The 16,471-nt window shown below is 57.7% G+C and carries 13 protein-coding genes; 1 reads left to right on the forward strand and 12 read right to left on the reverse strand.

The features are described from left to right. Positions 1 to 57: 57 nt before the first annotated feature. From ACTEK7_RS12060 to ACTEK7_RS12070, 3 genes are all read right to left on the reverse strand, one after another. The gene (locus ACTEK7_RS12060; RefSeq protein WP_225129661.1) at positions 58 to 735 is read right to left on the reverse strand and encodes a hypothetical protein; all 678 of its coding nucleotides are present in this window, start codon (positions 733 to 735) and stop codon (positions 58 to 60) included. A gap of 479 nt (positions 736 to 1,214) precedes the next feature. Beyond that, positions 1,215 to 1,892, reverse strand: coding sequence for a 2OG-Fe(II) oxygenase (locus ACTEK7_RS12065; RefSeq protein ID WP_225129664.1), 678 nt, complete (start codon positions 1,890 to 1,892; stop codon positions 1,215 to 1,217). Positions 1,893 to 1,898: 6 nt separating this feature from the next. Next, positions 1,899 to 3,041, reverse strand: coding sequence for a GFA family protein (locus ACTEK7_RS12070; protein WP_225129665.1), 1,143 nt, complete (start codon positions 3,039 to 3,041; stop codon positions 1,899 to 1,901). 158 nt (positions 3,042 to 3,199) lie between these two features. Between ACTEK7_RS12070 and ACTEK7_RS12075 the strand changes: the two genes are divergently transcribed. Then, positions 3,200 to 3,502 carry a hypothetical protein gene (locus tag ACTEK7_RS12075; RefSeq protein ID WP_225129667.1) on the forward strand — a complete coding sequence of 101 codons (303 nt, stop codon included), beginning with the start codon at positions 3,200 to 3,202 and terminating at the stop codon, positions 3,500 to 3,502. A 741-nt stretch (positions 3,503 to 4,243) separates the two neighbouring features. Here the strand turns inward: ACTEK7_RS12075 and ACTEK7_RS12080 are convergent. From ACTEK7_RS12080 to nodU, 9 genes are all read right to left on the reverse strand, one after another. Next, positions 4,244 to 5,086: an electron transfer flavoprotein subunit beta/FixA family protein gene (locus ACTEK7_RS12080; protein WP_225129669.1), complete on the reverse strand. Its 843-nt coding sequence runs from the start codon at positions 5,084 to 5,086 to the stop codon at positions 4,244 to 4,246. 655 nt (positions 5,087 to 5,741) lie between these two features. Continuing rightward, entirely contained in the window at positions 5,742 to 7,496 is a 1,755-nt protein-coding gene (gene nifA, locus ACTEK7_RS12085) for a nif-specific transcriptional activator NifA (protein WP_463671672.1), read from the reverse strand. A gap of 253 nt (positions 7,497 to 7,749) precedes the next feature. Then, positions 7,750 to 8,586, reverse strand: a complete 837-nt coding sequence (locus ACTEK7_RS12090; protein ID WP_225129673.1) for an SDR family NAD(P)-dependent oxidoreductase — start codon at positions 8,584 to 8,586, stop codon at positions 7,750 to 7,752. Between the two features lie 611 nt (positions 8,587 to 9,197). Next, positions 9,198 to 9,386, reverse strand: coding sequence for a hypothetical protein (locus ACTEK7_RS12095; protein WP_225129675.1), 189 nt, complete (start codon positions 9,384 to 9,386; stop codon positions 9,198 to 9,200). A 14-nt stretch (positions 9,387 to 9,400) separates the two neighbouring features. Beyond that, entirely contained in the window at positions 9,401 to 10,513 is a 1,113-nt protein-coding gene (locus ACTEK7_RS12100) for a nodulation protein NodZ (protein ID WP_275945329.1), read from the reverse strand. Positions 10,514 to 10,684: 171 nt separating this feature from the next. Further along, positions 10,685 to 12,709, reverse strand: coding sequence for a carbamoyltransferase family protein (locus ACTEK7_RS12105; RefSeq protein ID WP_225129677.1), 2,025 nt, complete (start codon positions 12,707 to 12,709; stop codon positions 10,685 to 10,687). A gap of 324 nt (positions 12,710 to 13,033) precedes the next feature. Continuing rightward, complete coding sequence (locus tag ACTEK7_RS12110; RefSeq protein WP_225147986.1) at positions 13,034 to 13,822, reverse strand: ABC transporter permease; 789 nt, start codon at positions 13,820 to 13,822, stop codon at positions 13,034 to 13,036. 3 nt (positions 13,823 to 13,825) lie between these two features. Continuing rightward, complete coding sequence (nodI, locus tag ACTEK7_RS12115; RefSeq protein ID WP_225129681.1) at positions 13,826 to 14,740, reverse strand: nodulation factor ABC transporter ATP-binding protein NodI; 915 nt, start codon at positions 14,738 to 14,740, stop codon at positions 13,826 to 13,828. Positions 14,741 to 14,748: 8 nt separating this feature from the next. Then, positions 14,749 to 16,458, reverse strand: a complete 1,710-nt coding sequence (gene nodU, locus ACTEK7_RS12120; RefSeq protein WP_225129684.1) for a nodulation protein NodU — start codon at positions 16,456 to 16,458, stop codon at positions 14,749 to 14,751. Positions 16,459 to 16,471: the final 13 nt, after the last annotated feature.

Here is a 16,471-nt window from a genome sequence, read left to right on the forward strand (position 1 = left end):
TCATTGAGCATTGAGCGCTACGATTTCATCGCTGAACGAGTGGCCTCACGAGGCAATCTAGGCGGCCTGGAAGGAACACAACGGGAGTCTTTTGGCTATTTGCTGCACAGGAGCAGAACATCGGTAACCATTTGTACCGTATGGGCAGGTTCGGCGGATGAGGTGCTCGATGTGCAGCGGCTTCGTCTGGCCGCTCGCCCCTCGCGACAATCGTCTAATCAGCGCTCGCTTCGCGTCTACCACAAAGTACTCCGCAATTAGGCCGTTCTGCTGCCGGGCCATGCCGGCCGCTTGCAGACGGGAGCCGAGACGTGCTGCGAGCTGCTCTGCGACGGTGTTGTTGTGAGACCCAGCGGAGTCATAGTGATAGGCAACAGGGGCGGCGGGCACGCGGCGATCAACCAGCAGCAGCGACCAGTCGGCGCCGCCGCCAGTAACACCACCATCGTTCACAGTCACGAACAGGAAGTTGGCGGTACCTTTGTCATCCTGATCATTGACAATCTGCCGGAAGGTTTGTGCGTCGTCGCTCCGGCTCCGGATTAAGCGCACCAGCTGGGCTTGCTCGGGTTGAACGAATCGGGTCTGGGCGATGAGATCCGGATCGTTCCTGTGCAACTCGTCCACGAGGGCGTGGTCGGCCGGGCGTCTGCCGACGGGGAGACCGACAAGTTCTCTTTGCTGGCCCGCGCTGCCCGACTCATGGAGCTTCCCTCGAGTTGAGGTAAAGTCCATCCGTTCTCTCTTTCGAAATGAATACTCAGGACTCGGCTAATGCAGGACGATCGAGCAAAACACCGCGCGCGATTAGGGGCTTCAGACGAGACTTCTCTTCTGATGGACCCTGCAAAGGCCCAGTCCCCGCACATCCGTCGCAAATTAGCCCGAGCATTCGGCTGTTTGCTAGGTGTGTAGCTGTCGAGAACCTGACGACAACAGGGCCTTCCCGCGCGCGGCGCGATTACACCATCACGCGCCGACACGCCTCTCGGTTCGAGGCAGCGACGATGACTTACCACAACTACCCTGAGCAAACCTTTGCTCGGATTACGCGTGGTGGCCTTTATACAGGCAGCAAAGCTAGCTGTGGCTTCTGACCTGCATTGTGGCAGCCTTTGCGAGCGACAGTCTGACCACAAGATGGCCAAGCTACCAATCTCTCCTGAGAGCTCACCCGTTACCCAACTCATTCGAAGCCATTTCAGCCACCTCATTCAAGGGCCCTTGGTAGAGCTTTCGATGATCCGGCGGTTCGCGCCGCTGCGCTTTGAACAGAAGTAGACCAGCGATCGGCGCTCGCCGGTCAGCACAGGCATCACCTCATGCCGGAGCTTACATGTGGTGACAAGTACCGTACCAAATGGCGGTTGGAACACCTGCTGTTCGTACCCGCTTGGATATACCACGAACTCACCCCCCTCAAAGTCTCTCGCCAGCTGCACAATCACCGAGTACTCGAAATCCGGGTCGCTCGCAGCATCCAGATGAATGCCAACAAAGGAGCCAGGGGGCATCCGATGCATTTGGCATCGGCGAATCACGTAATCTGACGTGGCTCCCAAAATCTTTCTTAGCGCGAAGGTGCGGTCTTTCCTTTCAAGTAGTTCCATGATCTCCCTTGGAGCTGCACCACTCGCGTCGCTAGGAGCGCGGCCGGGCGGGTCTATCCTCACGCGTTTGACGAAAACATTGTGCGAGTCGCCGGCATCTCCCTCCCTCACTTCTTCTTCGGGAATCTCAGCCTGCAGCTGATCGATCTTGGCCAAGTCATCTTGGGTGAACAATACCTGGGGGCCAATCACGACCGTACCCTTCACCAACAGCTCTATGCGGTATTTTGTCAAAGCCTCTTCTGAAAGCAGACGGGATTTATGATTCATTGCGCGCGCCATTCGAGTTCACTCCAGGGTTTTATCTTCGACGCAGGGCTCCAGGTCCTGGTGCATCGAGCGGAACGCTTGGTCCCAATGCTCGCCATCGAAGTCGCTTATTGTTATGCGTTCGATGGTCCTGTTATCCAGACATCGAATATTTACGCTGAATCCGGACGGGTTCGACCGCGGCCTATAGAATGGCTTTACGCCACAAACCCGGCAAAACGTGTGCCGAGCGATGTTCTTGTTGAACTGGTACGCCGTGAGGAATTCTTCGCCGCACTCAATGCCAAGCTTTTTGCCAGGTACGAGCAAGTGCAGAAATCCAGACATTTGACAGATTGAGCAATTGCATCGAACTGCAGAGAGCTCTCGCGGCGCTTGGACGTAGAACTTGACAGAACCACAATGACAACGGCCATGGTGTTCGATCTCCGACCGATCATCATGAAGTGAGACAATTCGGAGCAGATCGCGGCACCACTGTAAGCTGAGCCGATAGGCTCGATCGAATTCATCCAAAAAGCGATCGTTACGGTCAGCCGGGACAAGTTCGCCAATCAGCCGGCTTGTCATTTTTCCGTGATACTTCTCCGCGGGATCTTCTCCGCCGACATGGCTGCGGAAGTACTCAAGATCGTCAGGCCGCGCCTTAAAGGTTTTGACCAGAGTGGTCCATAGCGACTGGATCATATCTGCAGCGTGTAGCTCAAAAGCGACCATGTAGGCGCAACGCACCAAAGGATCTTTGGATGACAATCCGGCATAGAGAGAATGCAGGTACCGCTTCGTCGTGGCGCTGTAGTTGGGCCGTATTGCTCTGCCGAGTAGTTGCGACGCATCCTTTCTAAACAGGTTCGAGTGGAAGTTTTCAGTCACCAGAATATCGGGTAGCGCCGCCTTTCCGCCCTGGAGAATTTGGCCATAACCACCCGTCTCATCCCAACAGATGAAATTTGCGACCACGCTGGTCAGTTCAACGTCCCTCGCAAGATCTCGATTGTGATTCATTGCATCGAATATGAGATCCTTTTGCGACCCCGCCTGCAGGTACGGGAACGCCTGTGACATCGCCAGATATTCAGGCAGCAGGCTAGCGACCTGGTCCTGGGACATCTCCGCAGCGAACGGGTGCGGGCCGAACAGGGCTCGCGCTTGCTCGGTCAAATACTCGCAGCATATCTGCGGAGGCTGACCGGGTGTAAATCGAGACGCTTGAGATGCCATTTGACCCCTGGCGATGAGGAGAGAACGGTCCTTGACGGAGCAACTTCGTATCCGGGCCAACTATTGGCTACCGCCATTTCGTTGGTTTCGATGAGCTTGTGATCGCGTTTACCATCCAGGCGAAATTCTTGGTGGCCAGCTTCGCGGTAGCAGACAGCGGCATGTTCAGTCCTGTTCGCGCGCATGGAAGGGAACGCGTTCATCAGCTGAGCGGCGGCGATCCAGACGAATTCCGGTGCACGAAAAGTCCGATGCCGCGAATTCCCGACACGGCCAGCATTCGCTTGCAGAGCCATGGCGAGATTTGCGCCGCGCAGGCCCTCTCGATTTCTGCTCCTGCCAGTTGGTCGAACCGCTATGATCTTCGTACAGCATTACAAGGACTATCCGCATCCACCTGACTCTTGGGGCCTTCGCCCGCAAGCCGCGCGAATGCCGGCTGCTGGCCGGCACGAGCTTTTCAAAGAGACCGCCGCTAGGTTTCGCGCTTCGCGAGCACCGCCCCGCCGCTTTCTTGCATGCTTACAGCAATCACCGTGCCAACTCTTGCACTCACCCCACAGGTTCTGAATACATTGAAACAAAGCGCTGGCGACCGATTTCTCATTGCAAGTGTATTGAACCTGATGGCGCTTGCACGGCCGTCAAAAACCAACCGGCGAAGAGCCAGCCGCCACTCACAATGGGTATAGGGCTGTTGAATCGCGGAGATTGGTCCAAAGGTGCCACATAGGTGGGCTTCGCACTTTCAACAGCGGGACAGTGCTTTGGGCGTTCGGGCGCTAGTATGGTGGTCCCGGTCGCGGACGTATTCCGTCCTTGCTCGTGACAACTACGCGCGAAACAGTCGCCTCAACGCCGTCGAACACGACCATGCAGTGGGATCTGGACGCATGCGCAGCCCTTTGTCGATCTGCCTGACAATCGCGGCCAACTCCGGACATCGATCGAGGCCATAACGTGGTCTACGGAACATGCGGTCCCAGGTGATCGCGAGCAATCGAGAACGGCATGCACCCCGAATGCGCTGGTCGCGGGCCCCGATGCCTAGCTACATCTTGCGCGCTCACTTGACTCGGGTGCCTCTTGGCGTTGGCACATCCTTGGACCGTTTCAATCTGTTGTTGCCAGGACTCTCCAGATCAAGCGTCACGGACAAGTGCCTTAAGATCGGCTTCGAGCTTCGGTTCACGCTTGAAAATCGCGTCTATCAGCGCTTGCGCCGGTTGTTCGGCGGCCTCAACCAACGCCGCCTTCTCAGCCCGCGCAGAGGGGGCGAACACTCGCTTGACGACGGTCGGCGATCCCTTGAGGCCGCATTTGGAGACGTCTTCGATACCGGCATCGTGCGCGCTCCATTTCACAATTTTAGCACGCGCGGCACGCAAGGCATCCACCATCGCGCCGCGCCGAATCTGATTCGTTGCCTCCAGCATGGTGATGAGACAGGGCAGCCTCGTGTGCAGCACCTGGACACCACCTTCGGAGCGTCGTTCCGCTTCAATTGTATGGTTGGCGAGATCTAAGGATCTGACCTTCGCAACGTAAGTTAGCTGCATTACGCCCAGCCGCTTTGCGATGCCGGGCCCAACCTGCGCCGTATCGCCGTCGATGGTCTGCTTTCCCGTGAAGATGAGCTTTGTCGGGCCATATTCCTTATCAATTTTTCGGATGGCTGTTGCAAGTGCATACGTTGTTGCCAGGGTGTCGGAGCCCGCAAAGCAGCGATCGGTGAGTAGGACGGCGCGATCGGCGCCATAAGTCAGCGCCTTTCGCAAAGACTCTTCCGCCGATGGCGGTCCCATTGTAAGCACGGTAATTTCGCCGCCGAACCGATCGCGCAGCTCGAGCGCGGCCTCGAGCGCGAAGAGGTCATATGGGTTGATGATGGTCGGCACTCCCTGACGCATGATTGTGTTGGTCACGGGGTGCACGCGGATCTGCGCCGAGTCCGGAACCTGTTTGATGCAGACGACATTGTGCACGGTGTTGCTCCAACAATTGCGACAGCTGCGAAGAGCAGAGCAAGTGTTGTACCATCACCCGCCCCTTTGGAATCGGCTTGCTATCACACAGGCTTAGATCGGGTGATGCGCCCCTCTAGCTCGCTCTTCCCAACGAACAATGCCAACATAAGTCAGGGCTGCGACAGCGCTGTTCCGCACGGCGCGCCAGCTGAGTGAGGCCAGCCTTTTGACAGATTACCGTCGCTAATCACCAGCGGGCGGCGGACCGATTGACGTTTTTTGAGCATTGCCGCTCACTAAAGCGCGATGAGATTAAGATGAATCATCATCGCGCTTTAGATCTTTGTTTGAGCATGATCTTTTCGGAAAACGCTTCACACTTTTCCGGGGATCGGCGGATAGGCATCATAGCTTGTTAGAGGTGAGCAACCGACGATTCGCGATTGCATGGCCCACAGGTGACGCTCGGTATGTCATGGCGCGCGAGTCCATCTCTCACCGAACCAGGTAAACCCGCCTTTCGACAGCAGTCCCGCAAGCGGGCGGGTGGTTTCGCTCGGGGCCAAGTTGCCGCCGAGGGCGGACCATTCCGTTCAGATTGCGATGAGATTGCCTATCGGAGATCGTCCTCATATAGCTATTTGGGAGTAGCAGTTCCGGCCGATGTCGTCGTTCAGAACCGCTTTATCTCGATTCCATATTTCCTCAGCGCGTAGCCAATCTGGCGCGGCGTTAGTCCGAGCAGGCGCGCTGCTTTTGCCTGCACCCAGCCAGATTTTTCCATGGCCGCAACGACCCGTTCGCGATCGGCCATCTTCGCGCCACTAACGAGAGCTGTGCCGGGAGGCCCCAGTGAGGCCAGTTCGTCGCCGACAGACTGGACCGGCTGGCTCGCTTCAGCTAGCGGAATGATGGGCTTTGCCGGCACCGCTGGCATGGGTACGGGCTGCTCTTTCCTCTCGTCCGACGTGCTTTTCCACAGCATCGCGGAAAGGCACTGGCCGTGGCAGCATGCAAAGTCACTTCTCACGATCGATGATCCGGCGCACAGCGTCGCTGTTCGCTCGATGCAGTTTTCGAGTTCGCGGACATTTCCCGGAAAGCCGCAGTTCATCAGTACATCGATCGCACTCGGCTCCAAAGTCAGAGTACGGCCATTCTCGTTATTGAAATTTCTGAGGAACTCCCTGGCAAGCGGAGGAATATCACTGCGTCTTTCGCGTAGCGGTGGCAACAGTAAGGGAACTACGCTGATGCGATAGTAAAGGTCCGCCCGGAACTCGCTCTTTGCGACAGCCTCTTCGAGGTTCTTGTTGGTCGCAGCTATCACTCGAACATCGACCTTAATAGTCTGGTTGCTCCCGACGCGCTCGAACTCCTGCTCTTGCAAAACGCGCAGCAACTTCGCCTGGAACGGAGCTGAGATCTCGCCGATCTCGTCAAGAAAAAGCGTTCCCTTGTCAGCAAGTTCGAAGCGTCCCTTGCGCGAGCTAAACGCACCGGTAAAGGCGCCTTTCTCATGACCAAATAATTCGGATTCCAGGACGGTCTCAGGAAGCGCCGCGCAATTCAGCTTAACGAACGGGCGCTTGGCGCGGGACGATGATTCGTGAATGGCCTTGGCTACGAGTTCCTTTCCGGTGCCGGATTCACCACGCAGCAGAACCGTGCTGTTCGATCTGGCTACAACGGCAATCTTCTCGAGCAGCCCGCGCAGCGCCGGACTGTCGCCAATGATCCCATGGGCGTGTAGCTTCTTGCGCTCCCGAGAGGGTTGCCTGAGCTCTAATACCTCCTTTTGTAGCCGGTCTTTCTCCGCCATCAGTCGTTCGCGATCGCAGGCGAACAAGCGGTGTAACTTCACTGTTTGACCCACCAGGTTGGCGATCATGGCGAGCAGTCGCGCATCGTACTCGAGCCGGAGACTCGACCTATCGTCCCGGATGCGGTCGACCGTCAGCGTGCCCACGACCTTACGGTCAATGCGAATGGGAACCCCGATGAACGACACTGGCATACTATCGGAGGCGCCGAGCACTTCCCGGTCGGCAGCGCTGAATACCAGCTCGGCGGCCACGTTCTCGGCGACAAGAGGCCTGTCCGTCGCGATGATCTGGTCGATTGCGTTCCGCGGCAGTCGCATCCGGTAACTTTCGTCGCTGCCTTCGTTCCAGCCGGCGCCCACCGTAATATCCGGCATGCCGTCCTCGTCGAACAGTGAGACGATGCCGTGTCGCATCTGCACAAACGATTGCAAAAGACCAACAACGTTGGCCAACGTGACTTCGAGCCGACAAGGAGCGGCAAGAATTTTCGATATTTCGAAGATGCCGGTGAGCGCGCTCTCACGCAACGGCTCCCCCGGGGGCTTACCCTCCGGCTCAGGTTGCGAGGCAGATCTTTCGTGTGAGAAAGGGATATCCAGCATGAGGCGGCCTCCGTTGTCTTGATCGTCCTCCCTGGTACCTTGTCCTGGTTGGCGAGCTTCGTTTTGCATGTCACTCTCGATCTAACGCCAAGTGTTGACGAGATGACATAGAACCGTGACACCTTTTCATGGCACGACGATAAACTTACAGTGTGCCTTCATTCATTTTTGCGGATTGCGTGCGCATCGTCAGCGGAGACCATAAGCGCCGCTGCTGCAGCTCAAGTTAGCTGTGTCGCCAAGGCCGGCCGATTCACAGATGTTGCCCACCATTGACCGGCACCTCGGCCCCCGTGACATAGCTCGCCGCATCCGAGCACAGGAAGAAGATGACCTTGGCCACTTCATCCGGGGTTCCCACTCTGCGCAGCGGGATGCTTGGCACGAGACGCGCTTCTGTGTCGGGCGATAACATGTCCGTCCTGATTTCGCCGGGCGCAATTGCATTCACACGAATGCCATGCGGCGCATAATCGTGCGCCATTTCGCGTGTGAGGCTCGCAAGCGCAGCTTTCGACGTCGCATAGGCACTGCCGGCAAACGGGTGCACCCGCGAGCCCGCGATCGAAGTCACGTTCACGATCGATCCTGACGCGGCTCTTAGCTCGTCAAACAAACCCTGCGCCAGCAGGATCGGGGCCACCAAATTGAGATGGAACACCCTCATCCAGGTCTCGGTAGACGTCGTCAACGACGTCATCCGATCGCCAGCGGGCGTTTTCGGCGAGACACCAGCATTGTTCACTAGTGCGTGCAAAGGTGCACCGGCCAAGCGCTTCTTGACCTCAGTGATCGCGCGCGGCAGCATTCGATGATTACTGAGGTCGATCTGGACATGATCCTCGTCCCCTGCGTGCCAGGGACATCGCTCGCCGTCGAACGGTTGACGCGCGCAAGAAATGATGCGCCAGCCCGCCTCCGAGAACAGCTTGGCAGTGGCATGACCAATTCCGCGCGATGCTCCGGTGAGCAGCATCGCCTTCTGTTCTCCGCCATGAACGCGGGCTTTATCGGCGTGAAAGGGGCAACCCAAATGTGTTTCGGGCAGCGAGCCTGTGATCAGATCGTCATTTGGCAGATCGAGATCCACGCCCGCCTCCCCTCCTGTTGCGCGCCGCACGCGTAGCAGGATTTGGGCCACCGCGATGCAGGTAAATCCGCTTCCGTTTTGCGTCCTAATGTCGCGCACGCGGAATGCTTGGCGTATTCAAGACACGGTGCGTTTGCTTTGTGACAGCGATGGTGCATCGGCTACGTAACGTCACGAGCACACTCGCCTGCGCCAAGACCCGGCGGCAAGACGCACGTTATCTCCTGACTGCACAGGAGGAAGAGCCAGCGGAGGCCAGTGCTCTCGTCGAAGCAACGATCGATCAGGATCGCGGCCACGGCCAGTAGCCGCGTCAACTCGAAAACTGACGTCACCAGCTTCGTACGTTAGATTCTGTGGCAGCTGATGCTGACTTCATCGCGCCCTTGTTCTGCTGTGTCCAGCACCGGCACATCGCCGGGCGGATTGATTCCAGACCACGACCTGGCGTGATTGTTTCGCCAAAATAGTGGATCTCGAGAGCGCCCGACCGCCACGACGGAACTCGCCGGCTGAACGGCGAACCTTTCGATATGTTCATCCGCGATCGACCGCCGATCAGCTTCGACTTGCGGGTCCGCCCGAGGAAGACGAAGACGTGTTCCACTTGTTTAACGCGGCTGCAGCGCATTGCCGCCATTGTTGTCGACGTCGAGCTTCTGCGGAAGGCATTCGCCCGCCGCATCGTTCTGTTCTCCGCTGGAAGTTCGCGGCAGCGCATCCCTTTGGACAGACAATTGCCGCCCCGAAAAGAACTGCCAGTACTGCTGGATGCAAAGAGCGGCTATCAGATCGATCAATCGAGCTACGACTTTCATGAAGCTACGAGATCTTTCGATTCTTCTTCAATCAAGATCAATCGGCTCGGATCATTCAAATCGAATTCTATAACGCGTGGGGCAAAGAGACGCGCATAGCGCGTGAAGGCGCTCGTCGGGGGAAAACGGATCACGGTGTCGCAGCACGCAAGGAGATACATTTCGATGAGAGCGGAAAAGCCGCCCTCGGCTCCGAGCGCCGAGTTGTGCAATGGGCCAGCCTGAGGCGCCTGGAATCGTTTTGGGATCGTGAAAACATCAGGGAATATAGTCGAAACCTTCTCAAGGACGAGCGCGCTGTCCGTGCACAGGAAAGCCCTCACGGGTTTTGCGTGGGGTAACCCCATGGCCTTATCAATGGCGTTACAGACCTGTCGCAAGGCGCGCTCCGGGTCAGCCCAGTAGGGAGCATGCCCCATGATATCCTCGCCGTTGCCATGCCGGACATGGATGCCGATTACGCTGTACGATTCAAAGTTCTCGCGGTAGATAGCATCAATCCGAGCCTGAATTTCAGGTCGTGGCTTGATGCTTCGAAAGATTTCTCGTTCGGCCTCCTGATCACAGCGCCACATCAGGCAGGCGTCACACACAACCGTGTTAGCCTCACTATCTTTCTGACTTTGGAACAGTTGATCGAGTTCGTCGCGTTCCCGGAAAATCTGCTCGTCCGGGCGATAGACGCAATCGATGGATGGCTTGTTCCACCATGCCGGGAAGAATGGTCCCGGAAATGAACACTGGTTAATCTCGTCACCGCAAATCACCCGCACGCCAGCAATGTCTTGAACCGGTTCGAAGAAGACTGGAAAGGCATTGGTGAATGGCTCATCGAGATAACAAGACCCCCGCCAATCAATGGCTAGCGTCCGTCCCGTCTGCTTTGCAAAACGCCAGGCTGCCGCCAGTGACCACAGGCAATCGCCGAACCCCGTACGTCGCCGGGAAACTACGAACCGGTCATTCCTCGAACCGCTAAGCATCTGCATTTCCTCTTCCCGGGCTCCTGGTTGGACAATAGACGTCATCGCAGACATCTCACGTATCATCTCGTCCGAGGCCATGGCCTGATTTCGCGGTGCCGGCGAGCTGCGTCGGTAGAACTTCATAGCAGCGCTATCCCTGGTGAGCCGCGTTCTTTCAACAGTTTGCGTATTTTCTTCAGCGGTGTTGCGTCGACGTACCCGATTTCAGGCGGATGCCCGATGCCACCCTCTGCGCTGGATAGCCTTGCCCCCTCACATGCAGGTATAGCCATGGCCATTGCTCATGAGTTCGGGCTATGTTTCGTTTTGCACTTTATTGTGCCCTCGAGCGCGCGGAGGATGCAGGCGAACGCCCCGCACCTCCCACACGAGCCGCAATTCCTTCACGAGATCTTCACGCTTGGCCTGGTCCAGCATGGTTGCGTCGAAAAGACAGCTGAGCGACGCCTCGCCCTCGATCCGCATCAAGATCTCGAAAAGCTCATGTGAGATACGCATACTATGGTGGGCGGAATGTCCCGTGCGGATCTCGCACACCGTTTCCTGGCGATCTGGCGCTGTGTAGGATCGAACACGATGAAGGGATGCATACGGCGGCAATGACACGCCCAGTGCACACCAATCCTGCAGTGAAGCTGGCCGCTTCCTGACGAGGAAAGGGCCAACAACAAGTCCGTCCAGGTCAGTCGTCAAGAATGTGGTGATCGCATCTGACACGGACTGCACGATCGGCTCGGCATTGTTGTTAAACGAGGTATTTAGAAGTATCGGAATGCCCGTTCGCTTCTTGAACGCACTAATTACATCCCAATAGGTGGGGTTTGTCCTTCGCGATACTGTCTGCAGCCGAGCGGTCCCATCAACGTGGGTAACCGCACCGAGCACGTTACGCTTGGCTTCACGCACACGAACCACGAAATTCATGAAGGGGAGCTGCCGCGTGCCGTCCGGCAGCTCAAAGAACTCGCTCGCATCCTCTTCCAGTACAGATGGCGCAAAGGGGCGATAGCCCTCGCGCTTCTTGACCATCGCGTTGATGCGGTCCTTGTTTTCCGCAGGCCTCGGATCCGCAAGAATGCTGCGGTTACCAAGCGCACGTGGGCCGAACTCAGAGCGGCCCTGCACCCAGCCGATTACAGCACCATTTGCCATCCAGTCTGCCGCACTGGATGCTATGTCATCACTTCGTTGAATGTCGAGGTGGCCTGACCATGCGTTGAGCTCATGCTCTACGGCTTGCTCGCTCCCGAGATCAGGCCCCCAATAAACGTCCGGCAGTCGCTCGCGCGGCGCTGGCCTCCCCAGTTCGTTTGAGACCATCAATGCAGCGCCGAGCGCGCAACCGGCGTCGTGCGCCGCGGGTTGAACAAAGATGTCATCAAATAGCCCGGAATAAAGCAGCTTACCGTTCAGCGTGCAATTATGGGCTACCCCGCCAGCCAGGCACAAGCGTCTCATGCCCGTCGCTTCACGATGGTGCCGCAGGATGTGAAACACGATCCGCTCAAGCGCTTCCTGCAGCGAAGCGCTGACATCTCGATGCTGTTGGGTGAATGGCATTCCTTTTCGCCGAACATCGATGTTGCGGACCAGGGCCGGACCGATTCGATCCAGGTGAACGCGATAGCCACCGTTGTCCAACAATTCGTAGAACTGCGCGAAGAGTTCGCGATAGGGAGTGGGATCACCGTATGGGGCAAGTCCCATCACTTTGTACTCATCGAACAACCCGTAGCCGAGATATCGAATCGTCTCGAGATAGAACAGTCCCAGGGAGTTATGTTCCGGGAAGCTTGCAAGTTGCGCAATTTCAGTGCCAGACCCCGCCGCCAATAAGCCCGAGAGAAAATCGCCACCGCCGTCGATCGTAAAAACGAGACTTTGCTCGAACCCGGACATGGAAAACGCGCTCACGGCATGTGCCTCGTGGTGATTCACGAAGGAAAGCCGAGACGGATCGATCTCGGCGCCGAACTCCCGTGCCAGCAGCTGCCGCAGCAACAGTTTGGGGTCCAAGGGAACGGGCTGAGAAACAGAAAGACGCTCGAGCATGGTTTTGCAGTAGGCTTCAGTCGCGTAGAACGCGATACGGTCGATCTCGCCGAGCGAGACTCCTGCGGTAGAAAGGCAGTATCGGATCGAATTGCTCGGGAACTTGTTAGAGTGCTTGACGCGGTTGAGGCGCTCCTCTTCGACAGCAGCAATTACGCGGCCATCCTGCACAAGAACCGCAGCGCCATCGTGAAGAAATGTAGTCGGCAGCTCCGGAGAGCTCTCATAGACTTTATCAAGACCGCCACTCACTCCCAGGCACAACATCCCGTTCTCCATTTGAACATGACAGGAAGGCTAACTGCCGCCCCACCGATCTAATCTGTACAGTCGCGCCCCGCCGGGCGCGCGTGCCAGACAGCACAACACAACTTTGCTGGGTCCATCTCGGCGCCTAGCGACAGGCGCTCAGAAGCAAGGCTGCTAGCCCCCGACACCGATCGACCGAACAGGCGGCCGTAGAACCGGCTCGATTGCGGCCTCTTAAGGCCATTGCAGAAGCTGCTCTAATAGACGAGGTCACCCCCGAGCTACCGCAGAAGCATCGTGACACTGCATCGATTTGACTTTGTCCGTTTCGCTCAACTCACGTCAACGCAGCAGGCGGCGCCGAAATAGTGCTGTCGACGCGAAAAAGGGCAAAACCGCGTAAACGCAGAGCGCACCTACGTGCAGGGCAGCACTGTCGGCACCGCGCTCAAGCATCGCTGGGCGAATAAGGTCGACCGAATGTGCGAGAGGCAATAAGCTGACGAAGTGCCGAAATGAGTCGGGCAGTTGGCTTGACGGAAAGACCACGCCGCACAGAAACACCATAGGAGTGAGGACAAGTGTCTGGTAAAACACGAAGTAATCGTAACTTGGCGCAAGGGATATGACGACCATCGCCAAGCTGGCGAAGACAAGGCCAGTAAGGGCGATTGTTGGCATCGCATAGAGAATGGATAGCCATGATGCGTAACCGAGAGCGGCGGCGACGATCGCGATCGCTGTTCCGGCCAGAACGGACTTACTGGCCGCCCACACCAGTTCACCTAGGACGATATCGCCAAGCGTTAGCTGAGTAGAGAGAATTGCTTCCCAGGTGCGCTTGGCGTCCATGCGTGCAAAGGCTGCATACATGGTTTCAAAGGTCGCCGACGTCATGGCGCTGGTCGCGACCATGCCTGCCGCCAGGAAGGCGATGTACGACGTCCCCTCAACGCGCCCCAGGATCAGTCCAAGGCCAAAGCCGAGGCCAAACAGATTGGTTAGAGGATCTGCGAGGTTGCCGAGAATCGATGCAAGTGCGACTTTCTTCCATGCGAGGAAGTTCCGACGCCATACCGCGATCCAGTTGTACGCGTTAGCGGGCATCACCGCCGCATAACTTTCACCCATCGCTCACTTCTCCATCTCGCGCCCGGTCAGCCGCAAAAACACGTCTTCGAGATTCGGGGGGCGCTGCAGAATACGAAGGCTCGCATGCCCATGCAGTTGCACGCGCACCTGCTCCGGATATGGCGCATAACAAAAGAGCGTTTCTCCACTCACTTCAACGCGCCGGGCATACGGCCTGATCAGCTCGCGGAGCTGATGTGGATCACCCCCATAGATTTCGATCACATTGCAGCCAATATGCTCGTCGATCAGGTCGTCTGGCTTGCCTTCAGCGATCTTGCGTCCACCCTCGAGGACACACAGCCGATCGCACAAGCGCTCGGCCTCTTCCATGAAGTGAGTGGTCAAGAGAATCGTCTTGCCCCGCGCAAGTAGAACTCGCAGACGTTCCCAAATCAGGTGGCGGGCGTGCGGATCCAAACCAGTCGTCGGCTCATCCATCACGAGCAAATGCGGGTCATTGATTAGCGCACGTGCCAGCGTCAGCCGCCGTTTCATGCCACCGGACAGCGCGGCAACGCGCGTGTCCGCTTTTCTCTCGAGGCGTGCGAACTCGAGCAGCGAGGGGGCGATCGCCTCGATCTCGCGAGCGCTCATGCCGAAGTAGCGGCCAAACACCAGCAAATTCTCTCGTACGGTGAACTCGAGTTCAAGATTATCGAATTGCGGCACCACGCCGATACGCACACGTGCGACACGAGCGCGTGCAGGCACAGGCTCATTGAGCACCGTAATCTTTCCTCCGTCCGGCGAGATCATGCCAAGCAGCATGCGCGCGATCGTGCTCTTGCCGGCTCCATTCGGCCCGAGAAGGCCAAAGCATTCTCCGCGCGCGACCGAGAACGACAGCTCATTGACGATGACCTTGTCGCCAAATGATTTTCTCACGCCGGCAAGGTCGATTGCTACGGTGGACATGATCACTCTTAGGCTGAGAGAAGTCGTTCGTCCGACAATGGCTTCCCTACCACCGTTTTGGTCCAGAGCAGGCCGTCGCACCACACATGCTCAACGCGTCCCCAGTGGCAGGCCGCGGCAGCATCCGGGAAGAATCCACGCCCGTGGAGGTTAGCACTGGTATTGCAGAGCAGCGGAATGCCGGTAAGCTTCTCAAATTCGACGAGAAGCTCGGCGATTTTGTGCGGAGAGTTGCGGGAGATTGTCTGCAGCCGCGCCGAACCGTCGAGATGGACGACAGCGGGGACCCTGTCGCGCCATTCCGCGCGGGTCTGGTGATCGAACAGCATGTAGGGATCTGGCGTACCTGGGCTGAAAATCTCCGGCGCCCGATCCTCCAGACAGATCGGCGCCACCGGTCGGAACTGCTCGCGACGCTTGATGTCGTTGAGATGATCCTTCATTGCCGGGGAGGTCGGGGCTGCAAGAATGCTTCTGCCGCCCAACGCCCGCGGACCAAGTTCGGCGCGCCCGGAAAGGAAGATGACCGGCTTGTCGTCCGCGAGAATCGCCGCAAGTTCACGCAGACTGCACGGCGCCGCCTCCCAATCCGGCGGAAGCTCGCTGTCGTGCAGGGCCGGACCACTGTAGACTGACCATTCCAATGGCCCGAAGCCATTTTGCGCCGCCATCGCGCCGCAAGCAGCGCCGATCGCCGAGCCGCTGTCATTCGGAAACGGCGGCACCCAAACATCATCGAACAATCCAGTCGCACGAAGCGCGCTGTTCCACTTGATATTGAGACCGCAGCCGCCGGCGATACATAGATTTCGCGCTCCCGGAAGCGACGAGTGTTGCAGCAGAACCATCGCCATTTCCTTGACAAGAAGACGTTCCACGAACACATGAAACGACGCAAGGACGTCCTCCGCTCGCTTGGCCGTCAGGCGCAAAGCGCTTGCCTCGAAGAAGTCGTGCAGAGCTGCAAGAGACGCTTCCGGATTGTTGATCTCAGCGCGGTACCGACGTGCCTGCTCCGTGTCAGCGGCGAAGCGCTTTTCATAGAGCTCCTGAAACACTGCGACGATGCTTTCGTCGACAGAGCCTAGCGCGATGTAAGCCATCAGCTTGCCGGCGATGCCCAAATCCCAACTGGAGCGGTTCGGCTGCCTGTATGGGCCGAAGTGAAGGCCCGCGGCAGCATAGGCATGTCCGATCATCGGAAACAGGCATGCAATGAGCCGTGCCCCCCGAGGTTCCACATAGTAAAGACGTGGAAAGATGCAGCCGTCCCATACCAGACAGAACGTGGGTTTTCCCGCACCTGCAAAGGGACTGGTGCTATATGCTGACGCGACGTGGCCTGTAACGTGCGGGTAGCTCTTATATGGAAACACCTTGTCTCCGAGGATCACGCCAAAGCCGTCGACGGAATCAAGAAGGCCCTCAGCATGGCGCTCGACATATGGCGCCCCCTTCAGCGCGATCGGCACAGCTCCACTTAGGACCTGGAACTGCGACTCAATCTCCCCATCCCAGCCGTCGATGACGAACTGATCGATATCCCGCGGATCCAGGCCATGCTCCGCCAAGGCGAGCACGACTGCATCGAGATTCTCGACGGATTGGTAGCGTGGACCGTTGCCGCACTTCTCTTGCTCGGTGCAAAAGACAAGTCGCCCGTCCTCGATGACAGCAATTGCCCCGTCATGGGTTAACTTGATGCCGCAGATGCGCATACGATCCCCTGGT

It is taken from the genome of Bradyrhizobium sp. JHI2711, from assembly GCF_056156565.1.